Origin of the sequence: Paenibacillus sp. FSL W8-0187, from assembly GCF_037969755.1 — a bacterium.
Lineage (GTDB): Bacteria > Bacillota > Bacilli > Paenibacillales > Paenibacillaceae > Paenibacillus_AQ.
The window spans coordinates 229248-248313 of record NZ_CP150206.1; the positions used below are offsets into that span (position 1 = coordinate 229248).

Consider the following 19066-nt stretch of genomic DNA (forward strand, 5'->3'; position numbering starts at 1 on the left):
GTTACCGTATTACCCACATGATAAACAATTTAAATCAAAAAGTCAAAGATAGTCAAACTATTGGGTAAAAAAAAGAGCCGTCATGGGCACTTTAGGGTAATCAGTATAGAGAATAAAGATAAAATGGCGCGCCCGCGAGGAATCGAACCTCGATCTCAGGCTCCGGAGGCCTACGTCATATCCATTGGACCACGGGCGCATAAGAAAAATGTCTATCGACGTACATTCAAAGAAGACAGACCGCGTTTAGCGGTAGTTTTTCTTGCGATATCAGGAAGCTGACTCCGCGAAGTTTATACTTTCTGATATCTAAAAAATTAGCAACGAAGTTGATTATACCGCATCTATTTCAAAAATACAATAGCAGACAAAACTTTGTTCCTATTATATAGACAAGCCTGTAGTTGGTCATAATGAATAAGAATGCTTGGGGTAGAGAAATATACTTTCGGACACTTGCAACCGGCAGGATTATTGGTTAGAATAAGGGTGGGACTTAAAAAGTTCAACTGGGACATTTTACGACCAGGTAGAGGAGAGCCGAGACGAAGTTTGCAGGAGTGGAATGCATGCGTAACCTATTAGAAATACAAGAGCAGCTTCTGCCGGATCTGATGGAAATTCTTAAACGAAGATATTCCATCCTTCATCAGATCAAGCTGTCCGGAATTGTTGGCCGAAGAACATTGGCTTCATCACTCTCGATGACCGAGCGTGTCCTCAGAGCAGAGACTGATCTTCTGAAAGCGCAGGGGCTAATCGAGATTGAAACGCTTGGCATGCGGATCAGCAGCTCAGGGATATGCTTGCTGGAGGAACTCGAACCGGTTATGAATGAGTTATTCGGACTGGTTGAACTGGAAGAGAAGATTCGTCAGGCTTACGGGCTTCGTAAAGTGGTCATTATTCCCGGTGACAGTGAGTTATCTCCGGAAGTCAAACGCGAGCTTGGCCGTGCCGGAGCAAGAACGCTGCTAAGCTTTGTAAAGGATGGAGATACGATCGCCGTAACAGGCGGCTCCACGCTCGCCGAAGTAGCAGAGCAGATGTCCTCTTTACCTGGTGGCGAACCGCTGACAAGCACTTGGTTTGTGCCTGCCCGGGGCGGTCTCGGGGAGAGTGTCGAGATTCAAGCGAACACCATTGCCTCCAAGATGGCAAAGCGTGTGGGGGCTGAGTACCGATTACTTCATGTACCAGATCTGCTAGGCGAAGATGCCTACCAGTCTTTGGTGCAAGATCAGCATATCCAGGAAATTGTGGATGTGATCAGGCGCTGCCGAGTCATTATTCACGGCATCGGAGATGCCATGGAAATGGCAAGAAGGCGGAAGCTGGATGAAAACTCTATTCAGAACTTGCAGGCAGATGGCGCGATTGCGGAATCCTTTGGCTACTACTTTAGTGAAGATGGTGAAGTTGTCCACAAAATGCTTACCCTTGGGCTTCGGCTTGAGGATATTATGCAGACAGAGACGATCATCGGCATTGCTGGAGGGCAAGGCAAGGGCAAGGCGATTCACGCGGTGCTAAAATTCGGACATGAGGATATTCTCGTTACCGATGAAGCAGCTGCACTGGAAGTCGAGAAGGAGATTGACGCCGGTATTTGAATCCACGGGCGTACAACTGATTTTTCATTATTGTTGTCTTGATTGGCTTAACGGCCAATCTTGAATATATAAATTTTACAAATATGGAGGGAACTACTCATGGTTAAAGTAGGTATTAACGGTTTTGGACGTATTGGACGTAACGTGTTCCGCGCTGCGCTGAACAACAGCGAAGTTGAAATCGTGGCAATCAACGATTTGACGGACGTAAAAACGCTGGCACACCTTTTGAAATATGACACAACTCACGGAAGACTTAATGCAACAGTTGAAGCTAAAGAAGGCGCACTCGTTGTAAACGGCCGTGAAGTGAAAGTATTCGCTGAGCGTAACCCAGAAGCATTGCCTTGGGCTGAGTATGGCGTTGAAATCGTTGTAGAATCCACTGGTATTTTCACAGCGAAAGACAAAGCTTCCGCTCACTTGAAAGGCGGCGCTAAGAAAGTTATCATCTCCGCTCCAGCAACTGACGAAGATATCACCATCGTTATGGGCGTTAACGAAGACAAATACGATGCAGCTAACCATACTGTAATCTCCAACGCTTCTTGTACAACCAACTGCTTGGCTCCTTTTGCTAAAGTTCTTGACGAGAAGTTCGGTATCGTTAAAGGTATGATGACTACGGTTCACTCCTACACGAATGACCAGCAAGTGCTTGATCTTCCGCACAAAGATCTGCGTCGTGCTCGTGCAGCTGCTGAAAACATCATTCCATCCACAACAGGTGCTGCTAAAGCGGTTAGCCTCGTTCTGCCACAATTGAAAGGTAAATTGAACGGTATGGCTATGCGTGTACCTACGAAGAACGTTTCTGTAACGGACCTCGTAGTTGAGCTGTCCAAAAACGTAACACTTGAAGATGTAAACGGAGCTCTGAAAGCAGCTGCTGAAGGCCCGCTCAAAGGCATCTTGAACTACTCCGAAGAGCCGCTTGTATCCAGCGACTACAATGGCGACCCAGCTTCTTCCACTATCGATTCGCTCTCCACTATGGTAGTTGGCGACAACATGGTGAAAGTTGTTTCTTGGTATGACAACGAGTGGGGCTACTCCAACCGTGTCGTTGACCTCGCTGCTTACATCGCAAGCAAAGGTCTGTAATTGATCTAGCCATACAATCGAAGAGGAGTTCCGTTTCACGGGTCTCCTCTTTGGTTCATGGTTTTTCCTTGTTTTCATGCCAGAGCACTGGGAAGAATAGACAAGATCCGGGCGCTGGTTAGCGATAGAGAGAGAAACGAGAGCAACTGCATGCTGTCGGTGAGGAGAATAGTTTTCTTAGGAGGAACGTGGAGATGAACAAGAAAAGTGTACGTGATGTAGAAGTAAGTGGCAAACGGGTGTTTGTCCGCGTCGATTTCAATGTACCGCTCGAAGATGGTAAAATTACAGACGACACTCGTATTCGCGAGACTTTGCCGACCATTAAATATTTGGTAGAGCAAGGAGCGAAAGTCATCCTGGCCAGCCACATGGGCCGTCCAAAAGGAGAGGTCGTTGAATCTTTGCGCCTGACTCCGGCAAGTCAGCGTCTGTCCGAGCTGCTCGGTAAACCGGTAGCCAAGGCGGATGAAGCGGTAGGAGAAGCGGTTAAAGCGCAGATAGAGAAGCTGCAAAACGGCGATGTGCTCGTGCTTGAAAATGTTCGTTTTTACCCTGGTGAAGAGAAGAATGATCCGGAACTTGCGAAGCAATTCGCTGAGCTTGCTGATCTGTTCGTGAATGACGCGTTTGGTGCTGCTCACCGTGCGCACGCTTCGACAGAAGGTATCGCTCATCATCTCCCGGCAGTATCAGGATTGTTGATGGAGAAAGAGCTGTCCGTTCTCGGCAAAGCCCTTTCGAATCCGGACCGTCCTTTTACCGCCATCATCGGTGGATCGAAGGTTAAGGACAAAATCGACGTGATCGACAACCTGCTTACGCTTGCTGACAATGTCATCATCGGCGGTGGACTTGCTTACACGTTCTTCAAAGCTCAAGGCCATGAAATCGGTCAATCTCTGCTTGATAAAGATAAGCTTGATGTTGCACTTGGTTTCATCGAGAAAGCTAAAGAGCTGGGCAAAAACTTCTACCTGCCGGAAGATATCGTCGTTACGGACGAGTTCAGTGCAGATGCGAATACTAAGATCGTTGATATCGACGGCATTCCTGCCGATTGGGAAGGCGTTGACATCGGTCCTAAGACTCGCGCCAAGTATGCAGAAGTGATCAAGAACTCCAAACTTGTCGTGTGGAACGGTCCTATGGGCGTATTCGAAATCGCTCCGTTCAGCAACGGTACTCGTGAAGTGGCACAAGCCTGTGCGGATACGGAAGCTTACACGATTATCGGCGGCGGCGACTCGGCTGCAGCTGCGGAGAAATTCGGCCTTGCCGACAAGATGAATCACATCTCGACAGGCGGCGGTGCATCTCTTGAGTTCATGGAAGGCAAAGCACTTCCTGGTGTTGTGGCATTGAACGATAAATAGAATTAGGCACATTGGATAGCAAGTGGATGAAGAAGTTTGGACCCCGATTCTTCGGGGGAATAAAGGAGTGAATCGTGTGAGAACACCTATCATAGCTGGTAATTGGAAAATGTTCAAAACTGTTCCGGAAGCAACTTCATTTATTGAAGATGTGAAAGGCAAAGCGGAAGTAGAAGGCGTGGAAAGCGTGATCTGCGCGCCATTTACCAATCTTCCTGCATTGGTTGAAGCGGCCAAGGGCACGAACATCAAAATCGGTGCACAAAACCTTCATTTTGAAGATAATGGCGCCTTTACTGGTGAAATCAGCGGTTTGATGCTGAAAGATTTGGGCGTGGACTATGTCATTATTGGACATTCCGAGCGTCGTCAGTACTTTGCTGAAACGGATGAGATCGTGAACAAAAAGGTACATGCGGCATTCCGTCATGGTCTTCTTCCAATCGTATGCGTTGGCGAAAAGCTGGAAGAACGCGAAGCTGGCCAAACCAAAGACGTGTGCAAGGTACAAACAGAAGCTGCGTTCGCAGGTGTTCCGGCTGATCAAGCGATTCATGTTGTTATTGCTTATGAGCCAATCTGGGCGATCGGAACGGGCAAATCCTCTACGGCAGAGGACGCGAACGAAGTTATCGCATACATCCGTGAACTCGTTAAAGGGCTGTATGGTGAAACCGTTGCAGACCAAGTTCGCATTCAATACGGCGGTAGCGTGAAGCCTGAAAATGTAGCGGAGTATATGGGACAAAGTGACATCGACGGCGCGCTCGTTGGTGGTGCAAGTCTACAACCGGCTTCCTACATCGCACTCGTTGAGGGGGCGAAGTAAATGTCTGCTCCAAAACCTGTAGCTCTGATCATCATGGACGGTTTCGGTCTTCGGAACACCGAGGTGGGCAATGCGGTCGCACAAGCGAACAAGCCTAACTACGACCGGTATTTGAAGCAGTACCCGAACACCACGTTGACCGCTTGCGGTGAAGCCGTAGGCTTGCCGGAAGGTCAAATGGGGAACTCCGAAGTGGGTCACTTGAACATCGGCGCAGGCCGGATTGTGTATCAGGACTTGACCCGTATCACGAAGTCGATTCGTGAAGGAGAGTTCTTCGAGAACGAAACGTTGGTGGAAGCCGTTCGCGCTGCCAAGAACAACAACAAGAAGCTGCATCTGTACGGACTGGTATCCGACGGCGGCGTTCACAGTCATATTGAGCATATGTTCGCCATGCTGGATCTTTGCAAAAAGGAAGATTTCCATGACGTATACATCCATGGCTTCATGGATGGACGCGACGTGGCACCGGACAGCGGCAAGCAGTTCGTTAAGGATCTGATTGCGAAGATTGAAGAAGTGGGCGTTGGCCAAATCGCTACGCTTTCCGGTCGTTATTATGCGATGGACCGCGACAAGCGTTGGGATCGTGTCGAGAAAGCTTACCGTGCCATGGTGTATGGCGAAGGACCTAAATATACGGATCCGCTGAAAGCCATCACTGAATCTTACGAGAAATCGGTTTACGATGAATTCGTTGAACCGACCGTAATGGTGAATGGTGAAGGCGAGCCGGTTAGTCTGGTGGAGAGCGGAGATTCCGTCATCTTCCTGAACTACCGTCCTGACCGTGCGATTCAGCTGTCCCAGGTGTTTACGAATAATGATTTCCGTGGCTTTGAACGTGGACCGAAGTTCCCGCAAAACTTGCATTTTGTCTGCTTGACGCTGTTCAGCGAGACGGTGGAAGGCTTCGTCGCCTACAAACCGAAGAATCTCGACAACACGCTAGGCGAAGTGCTGGTTCAGCACAACAAGAAGCAGCTTCGTATTGCGGAAACCGAAAAGTATCCACACGTCACGTTCTTCTTCAGCGGTGGACGCGATGTTGAGCTTCCAGGCGAAACACGCGTACTGATCAACTCGCCGAAAGTGGCGACGTACGATCTGAAACCGGAGATGAGCGCTTATGAAGTGGCGGATGCTTGTGTGAGAGAAATCGAAGCGGATAAGCATGATGCGATTATTTTGAACTTCGCGAACCCGGACATGGTAGGCCATTCCGGTATGCTGGAGCCGACGATTAAAGCCGTTGAGACGACGGATGAGTGTGTCGGTAAGGTCGTTGAGGCTGTTTTAGCAAAAGGCGGGGTTGTTCTGATCACCGCTGACCACGGAAATGCGGACATGGTATTTGATGAGAATGGACGTCCATTCACCGCCCATACCACGAACCCGGTTCCGTTCATCGTAACGGATGAGAATGTAACGCTGCGTGAAGGCGGTATTCTCGCCGACATCGCGCCAACGATTCTCGATCTGATGGGGCTGCCGAAGCCGGACGAAATGACGGGAACCTCCATGATTGCAGCACGTAAATAAGTAGTTCATAATGGAACATAAACATAACATTAAAAGGAGACTATACACATGACTATTATTTCTGATGTATATGCACGCGAAGTCCTTGACTCCCGCGGCAATCCAACCGTAGAGGTTGAAGTATACCTGGAATCCGGTGCAATCGGTCGCGCGATCGTTCCATCCGGTGCTTCCACTGGCGTTCACGAAGCCGTTGAGCTTCGCGACGACGACAAATCCCGTTACCTGGGCAAAGGCGTTCTGAAAGCCGTTGAGAACGTGAACGAAATTATCGCTCCTGAAGTGATCGGCATGGACGCTCTGGACCAGCTCGGCATCGACAAGCTGATGATCGCTTTGGACGGTACGCCAAACAAAGGCAAACTGGGCGCGAACGCAATTCTGGCCGTATCCATGGCTGTAGCTCGCGCTGCTGCTGATGCATTGGATCTTCCATTGTACGTTTACCTTGGCGGATTCAACGCCAAACAACTTCCAGTACCTATGATGAACATCGTGAACGGTGGCGCTCACGCGGACAACAACGTTGACGTTCAAGAGTTCATGGTATTGCCTGTTGGCGCTCCTAGCTTCAAAGAAGCGCTTCGCATGGGTGCTGAAATCTTCCACAACTTGAAATCCGTTCTGAAGGGCAAAGGCCTGAACACGGCGGTTGGTGACGAAGGCGGCTTCGCTCCTAACTTCACATCCAACGAAGATGCACTGTCTTCCATCATCGAAGCGATCGAAAAAGCCGGCTACAAGCCAGGCGAAGATGTATTGCTGGGTATGGACGTTGCTTCCACCGAGTTCTTCAAAGATGGCAAGTATGTTCTGGAAGGCGAAGGCAAATCCTTCACGCCGGCAGAATTCGTGGACTTGCTCGCTTCTTGGGTAGACAAATACCCGATCGTAACCATCGAAGACGGATGCTCCGAGGACGATTGGGAAGGTTGGAAATTGCTCACCGAGAAATTGGGTAACAAAATTCAACTCGTGGGTGACGACCTGTTCGTTACCAACACCGAGCGTCTGGAAAAAGGTATCAACGAAGGCATCGGTAACTCCATCCTGATCAAAGTTAACCAAATCGGTACATTGACTGAAACATTCGATGCGATCGAAATGGCAAAACGCGCAGGATACACGGCTGTAATCTCCCACCGTTCCGGTGAGTCCGAGGACAGCACGATCGCTGATATCGCAGTAGCTACGAACGCAGGTCAGATCAAAACGGGTGCTCCTTCCCGTACAGACCGTGTGGCAAAATACAACCAATTGCTTCGCATCGAAGATCAATTGGGTGAACTTGCTCAATACAACGGCTTGAAGTCGTTCTACAACTTGAAGCGCAAATAATTGAAATAATAGAAAGCCCAGCTCCTGCTTTTGGGGGAGCTGGGCTTTTTTGCATTAACTTGAGGGATGTCTGGGGGAGGGAGTGGCTGCACACTCTGATATGGTGCTGTGGGACGGTGCGTATATCGGTTCCGGTCGCTGTTAAAATCGGGAAGCAGGAATGAAATAGGTTTAAGGAAGCTTCCCGATTTTAAAGGCGAACGCGTTGCTCCTCCACCCGATATACGCACCTGAGCAGGGGAGAGGTGTGCAGCCTCTTGGGGGCATCTCGTAGGAGTGCAAAGAAAGCCCAGCTCATGTTAGGTTACATGAGCTGGGCTTTTGAGTGTGGGAGGGGGAGAAAGGGAAGGGCGGCTCTCTGTTATCGTGACGTGGGGTCGTGCGAATATCGGCTCCGGTCGCTGTTAAACTCGGGAAGCAGGAATGAAATAGGTTTAAGGAAGCTTCCCGATTTTAAAGGCGAACGCGTTGCTCCTCCACCGATATTCGCACCTGAGCGGGGAAGAGGTGTGGAGCTACCATGATACTCTAGTAGATCTAAACGCCTATCTTTTTTATAGTTCAAGTTTCCTATATTTGCCGTTATAATGATGAAGACGGAAGTTATAGGAAAAATACTACAAGTAAGGTGGCTTGAATCTATGACACGATCACTCCAACGATCGAGAAAATGGCCGATTTTTCCTGCGGCTATGCTCGTCGCAGCAGTCTTATGGGCCCCCGATGCCCATGCAGCTGACGTTCAGCAGCTGACGGGAGAACGGACGAAGCAGGATATCCTGAATAAATGGCAGCAGTTCAAACCGATGGATACTGGCACATCCTATATGGGGCCTGAACGAATTTACATGGAATCGCCAAGCGTCGCCGTACCCTATAAGGCAGGGACGATAAAACCGGAATATATCGAGGACGGCATTCGGGCCGTCAACTTTGTAAGATACCTATCCGGCCTGCCGGATGACGTGACAGCCAACCCTTCGCTTGCAGGGCAGCAGCAGGCGACAGCGCTTGTGAACGCCCTGCATCAAAAGCTGAACCATTATCCAACCATGCCGGCGGGCATGGACGATTCGCTGTACGCTTCAGCGAAGGAAGGCGCGAGGACAAGCAACCTTTACGGCGGCAGCCCGACCTTTTATGACAATGTCCTTGGTTATATGGCGGATAGCGGGGCTACGAATATCGACCGCGTCGGACACCGCCGGTGGATTATCAATCCGGAGATGAAACAGACCATGTTCGGAATGGTACATACATCCAACAACGTTGCCTATGCGTCGATGTACGCGATGGACAAGGGCCGCGCAGCTTCCGAAGTTCAATATGATTACATCTCCTGGCCGTCTGCAGGATATTTTCCGGAAGAGGTTTTTAAGACAAACGATCCATGGTCGGTGTCGTTGAACCCGCAAAAGTATGACCGGACCAGAACGGATCAGATTCAAGTGAAATTGACCCGTGTGAGGGACGGGAAAGAGTGGAGCTTTGACAAGAGCGACAACGATAAATCGGGCAAATATTTCAATGTGCAGACCAGCTATTACGGCGTGCCGTTTGCCGTCATTTTTAGGCCTGACAGCATAGGCGATTTTGCGCCGGACGATGCCTTCACCGTTCAGATCACGGGGCTATATACCGCTTCCGGAAGCACGGCACAGGTTGAGCTCACCACGACGTTTTTCAAAATGATGCCTGGTTTATTGGCCCGCTACGATATTCAGCTCCAAAAGGGGCAAACCCTTCAAATGGGCCTCACTGGCGGACTTCAGACCAGTGGCAATACGTTCAAGAGCGGAGATAACCGGATCGTTGAGATAGATGCAAACGGCAAGGTCAAAGCCGTAGGCAAGGGATCGACATGGATCTCTGCCAATGATTATCTGGGGGCGAGAAGCCTGGTCTACGTTAACGTGAATGATGGTCCGGCTAATGGCAAAGTGAGCAACTGGGCTCAAGCGGATTACATGAAGGCAAAAGCGAATGGCATTATCGGCTGGTCGTTTGACCGATCCTACCAGCAGCCGATCACCAGAGTGGAGTTTACGGAGATGGCGGTACATATGATCGAAACCATGCTGGGACAGGATCTTTATATGGATGTCTCTGGCGTTAAGCCCCCATTTAAGGACGTCGATGATTGGACCGTGACGTGGGCAAGCCAAAACGGCATCATCAACGGCACATCGCCGCAATCCTTCTCGCCGCGAGCGACCATCACCAGAGAACAGGCTGCCGCGCTGATCCTTCAGGTGTATGCCAAGACAAATGAATTGAAAGGCAGACCGGCGTCAACCGGATCAGCTGCGGCTTCGCTGTTCGCGGACGATAGCAACATCTCGCCATGGGCGAAGGAACAAGTATACCAAGCGATAAACCTCTCTTTAATGAACGGCATGGCCAAGAATCAGTTCAACCCGAAAGGCGAGCTCACCTTCGAGCAGACGTATGTGCTGCTGTTAAATTGCTTTGAAATGCTGATGGAAAAGTAAGTTTTTTAAATCCGATATCAAACGTGGCCCGCATGATCGAGAGTGGCTGACCTCGACGTTAGCGGGCGTGATCGTTAACGCGCTTGAGCACGAAATGTGTTGATGCAGTAGATGAAGGCCAAGCTCTTTCCGGAGAGTTTGGTCTTTTTGTCTGATAAAAATAGAACAAATCTACACATCCACTGCGCTTGCCCTTGGCATCGACCGCACATATCCATGCAATTTCAGGCATTCCCATTCTCAAGCGAACCGGTGCTGATATAATTGAAGAACAAGCGAGCGAAAAGGAGAGTGCGGGAGGGTGCTGAACCGAATACGATTCCTGTTTCCACACAAGCTGAAATACCGTCTGTTTGCCGCGTTCGTTCTGGTCATACTGCTGCCTTTCGGCATTTTGAATTTGTACAACTACCAGCGGATCGAGACCTTGGTCCAGGAGAAAATCAGCCAGCAGAGCCACAGCCAGCTGGAGCAGATGTATCGAACGCTTGAGGATCAGTTGAGCGTGGCCTTTAAAACGCTGATCTTTCTAGAGCAGGATTCGACGGTGGCCTCCGTGCTGACCCATCCCGGGCAGCGACAAGGACTCGAGAACAAAAACCTGATGGAGGAAAAGTTCAAAAATTTGAACAACAGCTTTTTCCTGTATAATCCGTCGGTCTACTTCACGATTCTCGATTTTCATGGTAACGCTTACACTTCATATTCTCCCAGGGAGGCCCTCGATTACAGAAAGCTGCGGGACAACCCTGGATTTGATAGGGAACAGATGGAGGGCGTGTCGTATCACTGGGTTTCGAGCGATGCGAATTACGTACTGAGGGATATCTCCACGAGCCCTTACCTGCTGTCGCTGTACGCTTACATGGAAACTCCCCGCAACAAGCCGTACGGCATGGCCCGGATCAGCATCGATTACTCCTTTTGGTTTCAATCTGTAATGAAGCAGTCGACGCTGCGACAGGAATATTTTTTGATTACGAGCGCCGGCGAGAACGTATCCCAATCGATCCTGAACAGCAGTCTGACAAGCGAGGTGAAAGCCAGGATTGCAGCCGAGCCTAGGCAGAAGTATTTTATCGACAAAGCTTCGAACACCCTGGTGAATTATATTTACGTGGAGTCGCTGGACTGGTATATCGTGAACCGGATTCCGCTGACGGTGCTTTTTAACGAGATTGAGGAACTGAAGCGCCAATATTTTATGACCTTTTTCCTGCTGACCGGCGCGTTTCTTATCATGACCTTCATCATTGCAGCCACGATTACCCGGCCGTTATCTCATTTGCAGAATAAGATGAAGGCGGTTGTCCGCAAAAATCTGAAAATCCGACTGCCCGAGCGTAAGTTTCGAGGTGAGATTCTGGAATTGACGCAGACGTTTAATTCCATGCTCGACGACATGGATGTGCTGATTCAGCGATTGAAGGCCGAGGAAAGGCAGAAGGAAGCGGTGCATTTTCATATGCTGCTGGCCCAGATGAACCCGCATTTTCTGCTCAACACGCTAAATACGGTCAAGTGGATTGCCATCCGTCATGGAAATGACGATATCACCAATATCACCCTGTCTCTCGGCAAACTGCTGGAGGCGAGTCTGAATACGGAGAAAGATCTGGTGCACCTGAAGGATGAAATCGAGCTGGTGCAGGCCTATGTGCATATTCAGCAGGTGCGTTACAATCACCGTTTTGAGGTGACCTTTGCGTATGATGAGGACATTCTCTATGCGCTTGTGCCAAAGCTTTGTCTGCAGCCGCTCGTGGAGAATGCCATCCTGCACGGAATCGGGCCGCTGCCGGAGCAGGAGGGCCTCATTGAAATTACGGTTATCCGGGAGGGGCCGAACCGGCTGGCGGTTGAGATCAAGGACAACGGCGTCGGCATGGAGCAGTCCCGGCAGGCGAACGGGATGCGTAAACGGCCGGGCATCGGTCTTAGCAATGTACAGGAGCTGCTTCGGCTGCTGTTTAAAGAAGAGGGCAGCATGGAGATTATTTCTTCGGAGCTGGGAACGAGGATTCGGTTCTCTATCCCATTGTTAATCTCAACACCCTATCAGAATGAACACTTGATTTCATCATAACGGGCAGATTATTCGGCGCTTCGGCCTGTGCGGGCTGGAACGGGATTTTAAAAGCTACGAGGAGGGGAGACCTATGTGGAAGGTGCTGCTGGTGGAGGATGAGGTGTTCGTGCGAGAGTCCGTACGGGAGATCATCGCGTGGGAGGAGCTTGGATTCAAGGTGGCGGGAGAGGCAGGCAACGGTGCCGAGGCGCTGGAGATGATCCGGAGCAACCCGCCCGATCTCGTGCTGACTGATATCGTGATGCCGGAGATGGACGGCGTGGAGCTCCTCCGCAGAACCCGGGAAGAGGGGTACGCCTCGCGGTTCGTGATGCTGACCTGCATGAGTGATTTCGAGTATGTCCGGCAGGCGATGGAATATGGTGCATCCAACTATATCTTGAAGCTGTCAATGAGCGTGAATACGCTGCGGGAAACGCTGCACAAAATGAACGTCGAGCTGGCGAAGAATAACCCGAACCCGAGCCAACCTGTTCCGATTCCGGTCGTGCCCACGGAGACGATGCCGTCACAGCCGGCACATCATCCCTCCCCAAGGGAAATTACGTCGCACCCGGAAGTACAGAAGATACTGCAGTATATCCATGAGCACTACGAGCAGGACATTACGGTGAAATCGATGTCTGGCTACGTGATGATGGGCGAAAATTACGTCAGCGCGCTCTTCAAGAAAAAGACCGGACGCACCTTGATTCATTATTTGCACCAGGTCCGGGTGGATAAAGCCATCGCGTATTTGCTTCAAACCGACCTCCCTGTTCACGAGATCAGCCTTCGGGTGGGGTTCGTGAACGACAATTATTTTATTAAAATCTTTAAGCGATTGACCGGATTCACGCCGAGTAAATACAGACAACATAGCAAAGACCTCAAATAGAACGATTCTATGCAAGACATAGGATTCGCCGAAACAGGAATTCCATCATTTTGTTCCATCATCTGAATGGATATGTAGCTTAAAAGCGGCTCCCGTTCCCTGCTACGATGAGAGGGCATCATCAAAACCATTATGATTTTCTGGGAGGTCTCTAATATGAAAAATAAAAAGGGATGGGCGATGCTTCTCATCGGTATCATGCTATTGGGTCTTCTCGCCGGTTGCGGTGGTAAGGAACCGTCATCCGCAAGTGAGGGACAAGGAACGGACAATTCGAAAGCGCCTTCATCGGGCGAACCGATCAAACTAACCATGTGGGGCGGCGTACCGCCGGAAGCGGGACCGCAAGAAGTCATTGATGCATGGAATGCTGAGCATCCGGATGTTCAAGTCGAATATGTGCGCTACGTCAATGACGATGACGGAAACCTGAAGCTCGATACTGCCATGATTACGGGCCAGGATGTAGACCTGTTCGTAAATTACACGCTTTCCCAAACGTCCAAACGGGTGGAGTCCAACCTAGCCTTGGATCTGAGCCAATTCAACGATTACAATATTGACGAGAAAATGGGACCTGACGCCGAAGGCTGGAAAATCAACGGGAAGTATTATGGAATGCCGACCACGAAGAGTGCGTTCTTCGTCGCGCTGAACAAGGAAGCCCTCGATGCAGCGGGCCTGCCCGTTCCGAAGGATTGGACGTGGGATGAACTGCGCGAATATGCCAAGAAACTCAAAGTCGGTAATAACTACGGGTTTATTCAAAATATGGAGCCTTTCGTCGATCCGATTGATTCGGTGTTATCGCAAGAGGGGTATACCAAGGCGGACGGAACTTCGAATCTGGACCACCCGCTGGTCAAAAAATGGCTGGAAACGCTGAAGGTCATGATGAAGGAAGACAAGACCACGCCGCCGCTCGGAGAGCAGCTGACTTCCAAAATGCCGGTGGAGCAAGTGTTCTTGAGCGGAGAAGTGCCTATGTTGAATATCGGGGCCTGGCTCCTGCGAAGCTCGAACAACTTTACCGATTTCCCGCGCGACTTCACCATCGCATTCGCACAAGTGCCGAGACTGACGGACAGTGCAGACAATTACGTGACAAGGGGCGGTCTCGGGGATTACATCTCCATTAATGCCAAATCCAAAAAGCAAGCGGAAGCTTGGGAATTCCTGAAGTGGTATGCGGACGGAGGCATGGCTCCTATGGCTGCTGGCGGAAGATTGCCTGCATCGAAGGACGCCAATCAGGAAGAAGCGTTAAACAGCCTGCTCGGGGATAAGAAAGACACGTATGACCTGGATTCCCTGATGCATGTCATGTTCGAAGACAAAACGCCTACGTATGTAAGGAGCTTGCCGCAAGAGGTAATGGATATGCGCGCCCAGGAGTACGAGAAGTATTTCCTGGACGCACAATCGCTGGATCAAACTCTAGAAGCCATGGTAAACCGGCATAATACGTTATTAAAAGAGGGCAAATAAGAGGTTATCAGCACTAATAGAAGGGGACTATCGCTTCAGCGGTGGTCCCCTTTTTTGCTTGAGATAATAGAACAAATCTACGGAGCCGCCAAAAATCACGACCCTGCAATTGCATACTTCTGTAGCATAAATTCGAAGGTTTTGTTCCTTATCCCCGCTTGGTCCCGACTGCTATGCTTGAGATGAAAAAGACCAAGAGGAGTGGGGCTATGTGAAAACATCCTGGATGAAACGGCAACAGTATCTCGGCTATCTGTTTATCGGTCCGAACATGGTCGGCGTGATGCTGTTTTTTATTGTGCCAGCCTTGTATTCGTTCTATCTCATGTTTACGGATTACAAATTTATGAGCTCGGACACGAAGTTCGTGGGTCTGGCCAATATTCAAAAAATGCTGGGCGACGAGGTCTTCTACATTTCGATCAAAAATACGTTGTTCTTTCTGTTATCCGTTCCTATATCGATTGGACTGGCTTTTATCGTCGCCGTAGTTTTGAACCGCTCGGTGTATTTAAAAAAGCTGCTCCGCGCCTTATATTTCATGCCTTACATCACCAGCGGCGTCGCCGTGGCCTTTGTGTGGATGCTGCTGTTCCATCCGAATAACGGCCCGATCAACGGAATCCTCAAGTCGTTCGGCATTACCAATCCCCCGGGATGGCTGTCCACCATGGATTCCTCTATGTATGCCATCGACATCATCTGGATCTGGTTTATGCTCGGCTATAACATGATCATCTACCTAGCCGCTCTGCAAGAGGTTTCGACTGAACTGCTGGAGGCCGCCAAAATCGACGGGGCCCGCGCCTGGCAAACGGTTCGCAGCATCTTGTGGCCGCTCGTCAGCCCTACAACCTTCCTTCTGCTGATTACCGGGCTCATCATGACCATCAAGCAATTCGGGATCATTCAAGCCATTACGCAAGGGGGCCCGGGCAACAGCACCACCGTGCTGTCCCTGTTCATTTACCAAAACGCCTTCCGTTACTACGAAATGGGTTATGCATCCGCGATCTCCTGGGCGCTGTTCTTGATCATCATGATCTTCACTGTCATTCAATGGATCGGTCAGAAGCGCTGGGTTCACTATTAAGGAGGAAGGAATATGACCAAAGCTTTATATACTAAAATAATCATCACGCTCATTATGCTGTTCTTCAGCGTAATTATGATCGTTCCTTTCCTCTGGATGATCAGCACTTCGTTCAAGATGCCGGCGGAAGTGTTCCAATACCCGATTAAGTGGATTCCCGCCCAATTCATGTGGGATCATCATGTGAAAGTGTGGACAGGAGCGAACAGCTTTGGCCAATACTACCTGAACTCGCTAAAAGTCGCCTTGATCAGCACCGTCGGAGCGGTACTGCTGTCCGCTTTAGCCGCTTACGGCTTTGCCCGGATCGAGTTTAAGGGACGGAATGCTATGTTCATGATCTATCTGTCGATGATGATGGTCCCTCCCCAGGTCTTGTTTGTACCGAAGTTCATCATGTTCGACTGGGTCGGTATCTACAACACGCATTGGGCCCTTATATTGCCGGGCGTATTCACGATTTTCGGGGTGTTCATGATGCGGCAGTTCTTCCTCTCCGTACCGCATGAAATTTCGGAGGCTGCCTTTATCGACGGAGCAGGACATTTCCGCATTTTTTCGCGGATCATTCTGCCGATGGCGAAGCCTTCGCTGGCTACGCTGGCCATTATCGATTTCTCCTGGCACTGGAACGATTACGAGAACGCTTTGGTGTTTTTGATCGATCAGGATCTGTATACCGTTCCGCTGGGACTGCAAAATTTCATTCTGGAAAATACGGTGGATTATAACGGCATGATGGCGGCGGCGACCGCAGGCATCATTCCGATGATTCTCGTGTTCCTGATCGGTCAGAAATATATCATTCAGGGCGTGGCGAGCTCGGCTGTAAAAGGATAGCCCAGAATCCAGGTCCACACATGAGCTGGACAAAAATGAAAGGAGTCGAAGCATGAGAAACGAAACGGCAGTAAGCGACATTACGGTGATTGGCGGCGGTTTGGCAGGGGTATGCGCGGCGGTGGCAGCCGCTAGACTCGGACAGAAGGTAGCACTCGTGCAGAACCGTCCCGTGCTGGGGGGCAACTCCAGCAGCGAGGTGCGGGTATGGGTTTGCGGCGCGACGGCCCACGGGATCAACCGCTATGCCCGGGAAACCGGCATTATGGGCGAGATGTTCGTGGAGAACCAGTACCGGAATCCGGACGGCAATCCGTATCTATGGGATTTGATCGTGCTGGAGACCGTACGGGCCGAGCCGAATATAACCTTGTTCTTGAATACGGACGTGCATGAGGTTGAAGCGGATGGTGATTCTGACGCGCGGCAGATCCGATCGGTTACCGGTTGGATGATGGGCTCGGAGCGGCGCATCCGGTTTGAGAGTCCCGTGTTCCTGGATTGCACGGGGGACGGGCTGGTCGGCTTTCTGGCGGGAGCGAAATACCGGATCGGGCGGGAAGCCCGCAGCGAATACGGGGAGGAATGGGCGCCGGAAACGGCGGACGATGTGACGCTCGGCAGCACGCTGCTGTTCTACACCAAGGACGCCGGACATCCGGTGAAATTCGTGCCGCCCGTTTTTGCGAAGGATATTACGCAGACGCCGATCCCGATCAAGCGGGTCATCCGCAGCGGCGACTCGGGCTGCCATTACTGGTGGATCGAATGGGGCGGGGAGCTCGATACCGTGCATGACAATGAGCGGATCCGCGATGAGCTGTGGTCGGTCATTTACGGCATATGGGACTATATCAAAAATTCCGGCAAATTCGATGCCGTCAATATGACGCTGGAGTGGGTCGGCGCCCAGCCGGGCAAGCGGGAATACCGCCGGTTTGTCGGCGACTATGTGCTCACGCAGAACGATATCATGGCCCAGGAGCCGTTCGAGGACCGGGTGGCCTTCGGCGGCTGGTCGATCGATCTGCATCCGCCGCAGGGCATGTACGCCGAAGAGAGCGGCTCGAAGCATATGCATGCGGACGGGAATTACCATATCCCGTACCGCAGCCTGTATTCGGCAAACGTGACCAACCTGTTGTTCGCCGGGCGCAACATCAGCGCCACCCATGTGGCCTTTGGCACCACGCGGGTCATGGCGACCTGCGCCGTCCTGGGCGAAGCGGCCGGCACGGCTGCGGCGCTGTGCGTCCAGCACGGCATCACGCCGCGCGAGCTGTCGCGCAGCCGGAGCGGGGAGCTTCAGCAGACGCTGCTGAAGCAGGATGCCTCCGTGCTCGAGGTGGTGAACCGCGATCCGCGGGATCTGGCACGAAGCGCCAAGATCAGCGCATCGTCCCACCTGTCCAGGATTGTGATCGAGGAGGCGGAGGCCTCTTATGCGCTGGAACGGGACATCGCCGTGCTGATGCCGGCCGATCCGCGTCTGAACGGAGAACTGGAATGGCTGATCGATGCGAAGCGGGATACTCAACTGACCGTAGAAATTTGGAGCACCGGGAAAAGGGAGAATTACGTGCCCGCCAAGCTGGAGAGCCGGACGGAGATCCAGGTGAAGGCAGGAACGCAGCAGTGGGCAGCCATGCCCGTTGATTGGCAGCCGGGAGAAGCGCAGAATGCGTTTGTCATCGTTCGTCGCAATCCGGATCTCTCCCTGTATCTGTCCTCCCGGACCGTCAGCGGATGTCTTGCTTTTGAACGCGGTGCTGCCTCGCAGGTGTCCAAGGAGCTCGAGGACCATGACGACAACCAGCTCGTTGTCGAGTGGAGCATGAAAAAATGGGTTCGCCGAATGTTTTGCCTGAGAATGACCGGCATCACGGATGCTTATCATCCCGAGCATGTCATTGACGGCTATAAACGTCCGTTCGGCGGTCCGCATATGTGGGTATCGGAGCGCATCGCAGACGGGGAGACGCCTTGGTTGAAGCTGGAATGGGAAGAGGCGCGGACGATTCGTGAGATTCACCTCATTTTCAACGATGACGTTAATGAAGATCTGATCAATCTGCACCATCATCGTACGCCTTTCGATATCATCCCTGAGCTGGTCAGTGCCTATAGATTAGAGGCGCTGGATTCGGAAGGGAATTGGATTACGCTTGACTTGGAGGCGCATAACCGCCGCCGGAAGAGAGTCCACCGTTTGGAGGAGCCTGTTCAGAGCACGGCGCTTCGGTTGGTGGTGGAAAGCACGAACGGCTCGGATTATGCCGAGGTTATTGAAGTGAGGGTTTACTGTTAGTTAAAAAATAAAAGCTGGCTCCTGTATTCATCAGGTGCCAGCTTTATTTCGCTTGTGAATTTCGACGAGCCCTC

General features: G+C 51.1%; 13 protein-coding genes and 1 tRNA gene. 13 read left to right on the forward strand and 1 reads right to left on the reverse strand.

Translation table 11 applies throughout. The annotated features are described in order from the left end of the window. Positions 1-124 precede the first annotated feature (124 nt). Positions 125-199 (reverse strand) — tRNA-Arg (locus tag MKY48_RS01135). Positions 200-569: 370 nt separating this feature from the next. Here MKY48_RS01135 and MKY48_RS01140 point away from each other — a divergent pair. From MKY48_RS01140 to MKY48_RS01200, 13 genes are all read left to right on the forward strand, one after another. Continuing rightward, the gene (locus MKY48_RS01140; RefSeq protein WP_339269384.1) at positions 570-1613 is read left to right on the forward strand and encodes a sugar-binding domain-containing protein; all 1044 of its coding nucleotides are present in this window, start codon (positions 570-572) and stop codon (positions 1611-1613) included. Between the two features lie 99 nt (positions 1614-1712). Then, entirely contained in the window at positions 1713-2717 is a 1005-nt protein-coding gene (gene gap / locus MKY48_RS01145) for a type I glyceraldehyde-3-phosphate dehydrogenase (RefSeq protein ID WP_098741346.1), read from the forward strand. A 194-nt stretch (positions 2718-2911) separates the two neighbouring features. Next, entirely contained in the window at positions 2912-4093 is a 1182-nt protein-coding gene (locus tag MKY48_RS01150) for a phosphoglycerate kinase (RefSeq protein ID WP_339269386.1), read from the forward strand. 76 nt (positions 4094-4169) lie between these two features. Further along, positions 4170-4922: a triose-phosphate isomerase gene (tpiA, locus tag MKY48_RS01155; protein WP_213646118.1), complete on the forward strand. Its 753-nt coding sequence runs from the start codon at positions 4170-4172 to the stop codon at positions 4920-4922. Continuing rightward, positions 4923-6467, forward strand: coding sequence for a 2,3-bisphosphoglycerate-independent phosphoglycerate mutase (gene gpmI, locus MKY48_RS01160; protein ID WP_100539594.1), 1545 nt, complete (start codon positions 4923-4925; stop codon positions 6465-6467). Between the two features lie 48 nt (positions 6468-6515). Continuing rightward, entirely contained in the window at positions 6516-7805 is a 1290-nt protein-coding gene (gene eno / locus MKY48_RS01165) for a phosphopyruvate hydratase (RefSeq protein ID WP_071219501.1), read from the forward strand. A 641-nt stretch (positions 7806-8446) separates the two neighbouring features. Beyond that, positions 8447-10297, forward strand: a complete 1851-nt coding sequence (locus tag MKY48_RS01170; protein WP_339292101.1) for an S-layer homology domain-containing protein — start codon at positions 8447-8449, stop codon at positions 10295-10297. A gap of 301 nt (positions 10298-10598) precedes the next feature. After that, on the forward strand, positions 10599-12383 hold the full coding sequence (locus MKY48_RS01175) for a histidine kinase (RefSeq protein WP_339269391.1): 1785 nt from the start codon (positions 10599-10601) through the stop codon (positions 12381-12383). A 73-nt stretch (positions 12384-12456) separates the two neighbouring features. After that, complete coding sequence (locus MKY48_RS01180; RefSeq protein WP_339269393.1) at positions 12457-13263, forward strand: response regulator; 807 nt, start codon at positions 12457-12459, stop codon at positions 13261-13263. 156 nt (positions 13264-13419) lie between these two features. Next, a complete protein-coding gene (locus MKY48_RS01185; protein WP_339269395.1) occupies positions 13420-14751 on the forward strand; it encodes an extracellular solute-binding protein in 1332 nt (443 codons plus the stop codon). Between the two features lie 211 nt (positions 14752-14962). Beyond that, positions 14963-15844: a sugar ABC transporter permease gene (locus MKY48_RS01190; RefSeq protein WP_009593631.1), complete on the forward strand. Its 882-nt coding sequence runs from the start codon at positions 14963-14965 to the stop codon at positions 15842-15844. Positions 15845-15856: 12 nt separating this feature from the next. Beyond that, the gene (locus tag MKY48_RS01195; protein WP_076322663.1) at positions 15857-16684 is read left to right on the forward strand and encodes a carbohydrate ABC transporter permease; all 828 of its coding nucleotides are present in this window, start codon (positions 15857-15859) and stop codon (positions 16682-16684) included. Between the two features lie 52 nt (positions 16685-16736). Beyond that, positions 16737-18992, forward strand: coding sequence for an FAD-dependent oxidoreductase (locus tag MKY48_RS01200; protein WP_339292102.1), 2256 nt, complete (start codon positions 16737-16739; stop codon positions 18990-18992). The last annotated feature ends 74 nt before the right edge of the window (positions 18993-19066 follow it).

Excerpts from the sequence above, each read along its gene's own strand:
- MKY48_RS01140 (WP_339269384.1), top strand. The coding sequence starts at position 570 with ATGCGTAACCTATTAGAAATACAAGAGCAGCTTCTGCCGGATCTGATG.
- gap (WP_098741346.1), top strand. The coding sequence starts at position 1,713 with ATGGTTAAAGTAGGTATTAACGGTTTTGGACGTATTGGACGTAACGTG.
- MKY48_RS01150 (WP_339269386.1), top strand. The coding sequence starts at position 2,912 with ATGAACAAGAAAAGTGTACGTGATGTAGAAGTAAGTGGCAAACGGGTG.
- gpmI (WP_100539594.1), top strand. The coding sequence starts at position 4,923 with ATGTCTGCTCCAAAACCTGTAGCTCTGATCATCATGGACGGTTTCGGT.
- eno (WP_071219501.1), top strand. The coding sequence starts at position 6,516 with ATGACTATTATTTCTGATGTATATGCACGCGAAGTCCTTGACTCCCGC.
- MKY48_RS01170 (WP_339292101.1), top strand. The coding sequence starts at position 8,447 with ATGACACGATCACTCCAACGATCGAGAAAATGGCCGATTTTTCCTGCG.
- MKY48_RS01180 (WP_339269393.1), top strand. The coding sequence starts at position 12,457 with ATGTGGAAGGTGCTGCTGGTGGAGGATGAGGTGTTCGTGCGAGAGTCC.
- MKY48_RS01185 (WP_339269395.1), top strand. The coding sequence starts at position 13,420 with ATGAAAAATAAAAAGGGATGGGCGATGCTTCTCATCGGTATCATGCTA.
- MKY48_RS01195 (WP_076322663.1), top strand. The coding sequence starts at position 15,857 with ATGACCAAAGCTTTATATACTAAAATAATCATCACGCTCATTATGCTG.
- MKY48_RS01200 (WP_339292102.1), top strand. The coding sequence starts at position 16,737 with ATGAGAAACGAAACGGCAGTAAGCGACATTACGGTGATTGGCGGCGGT.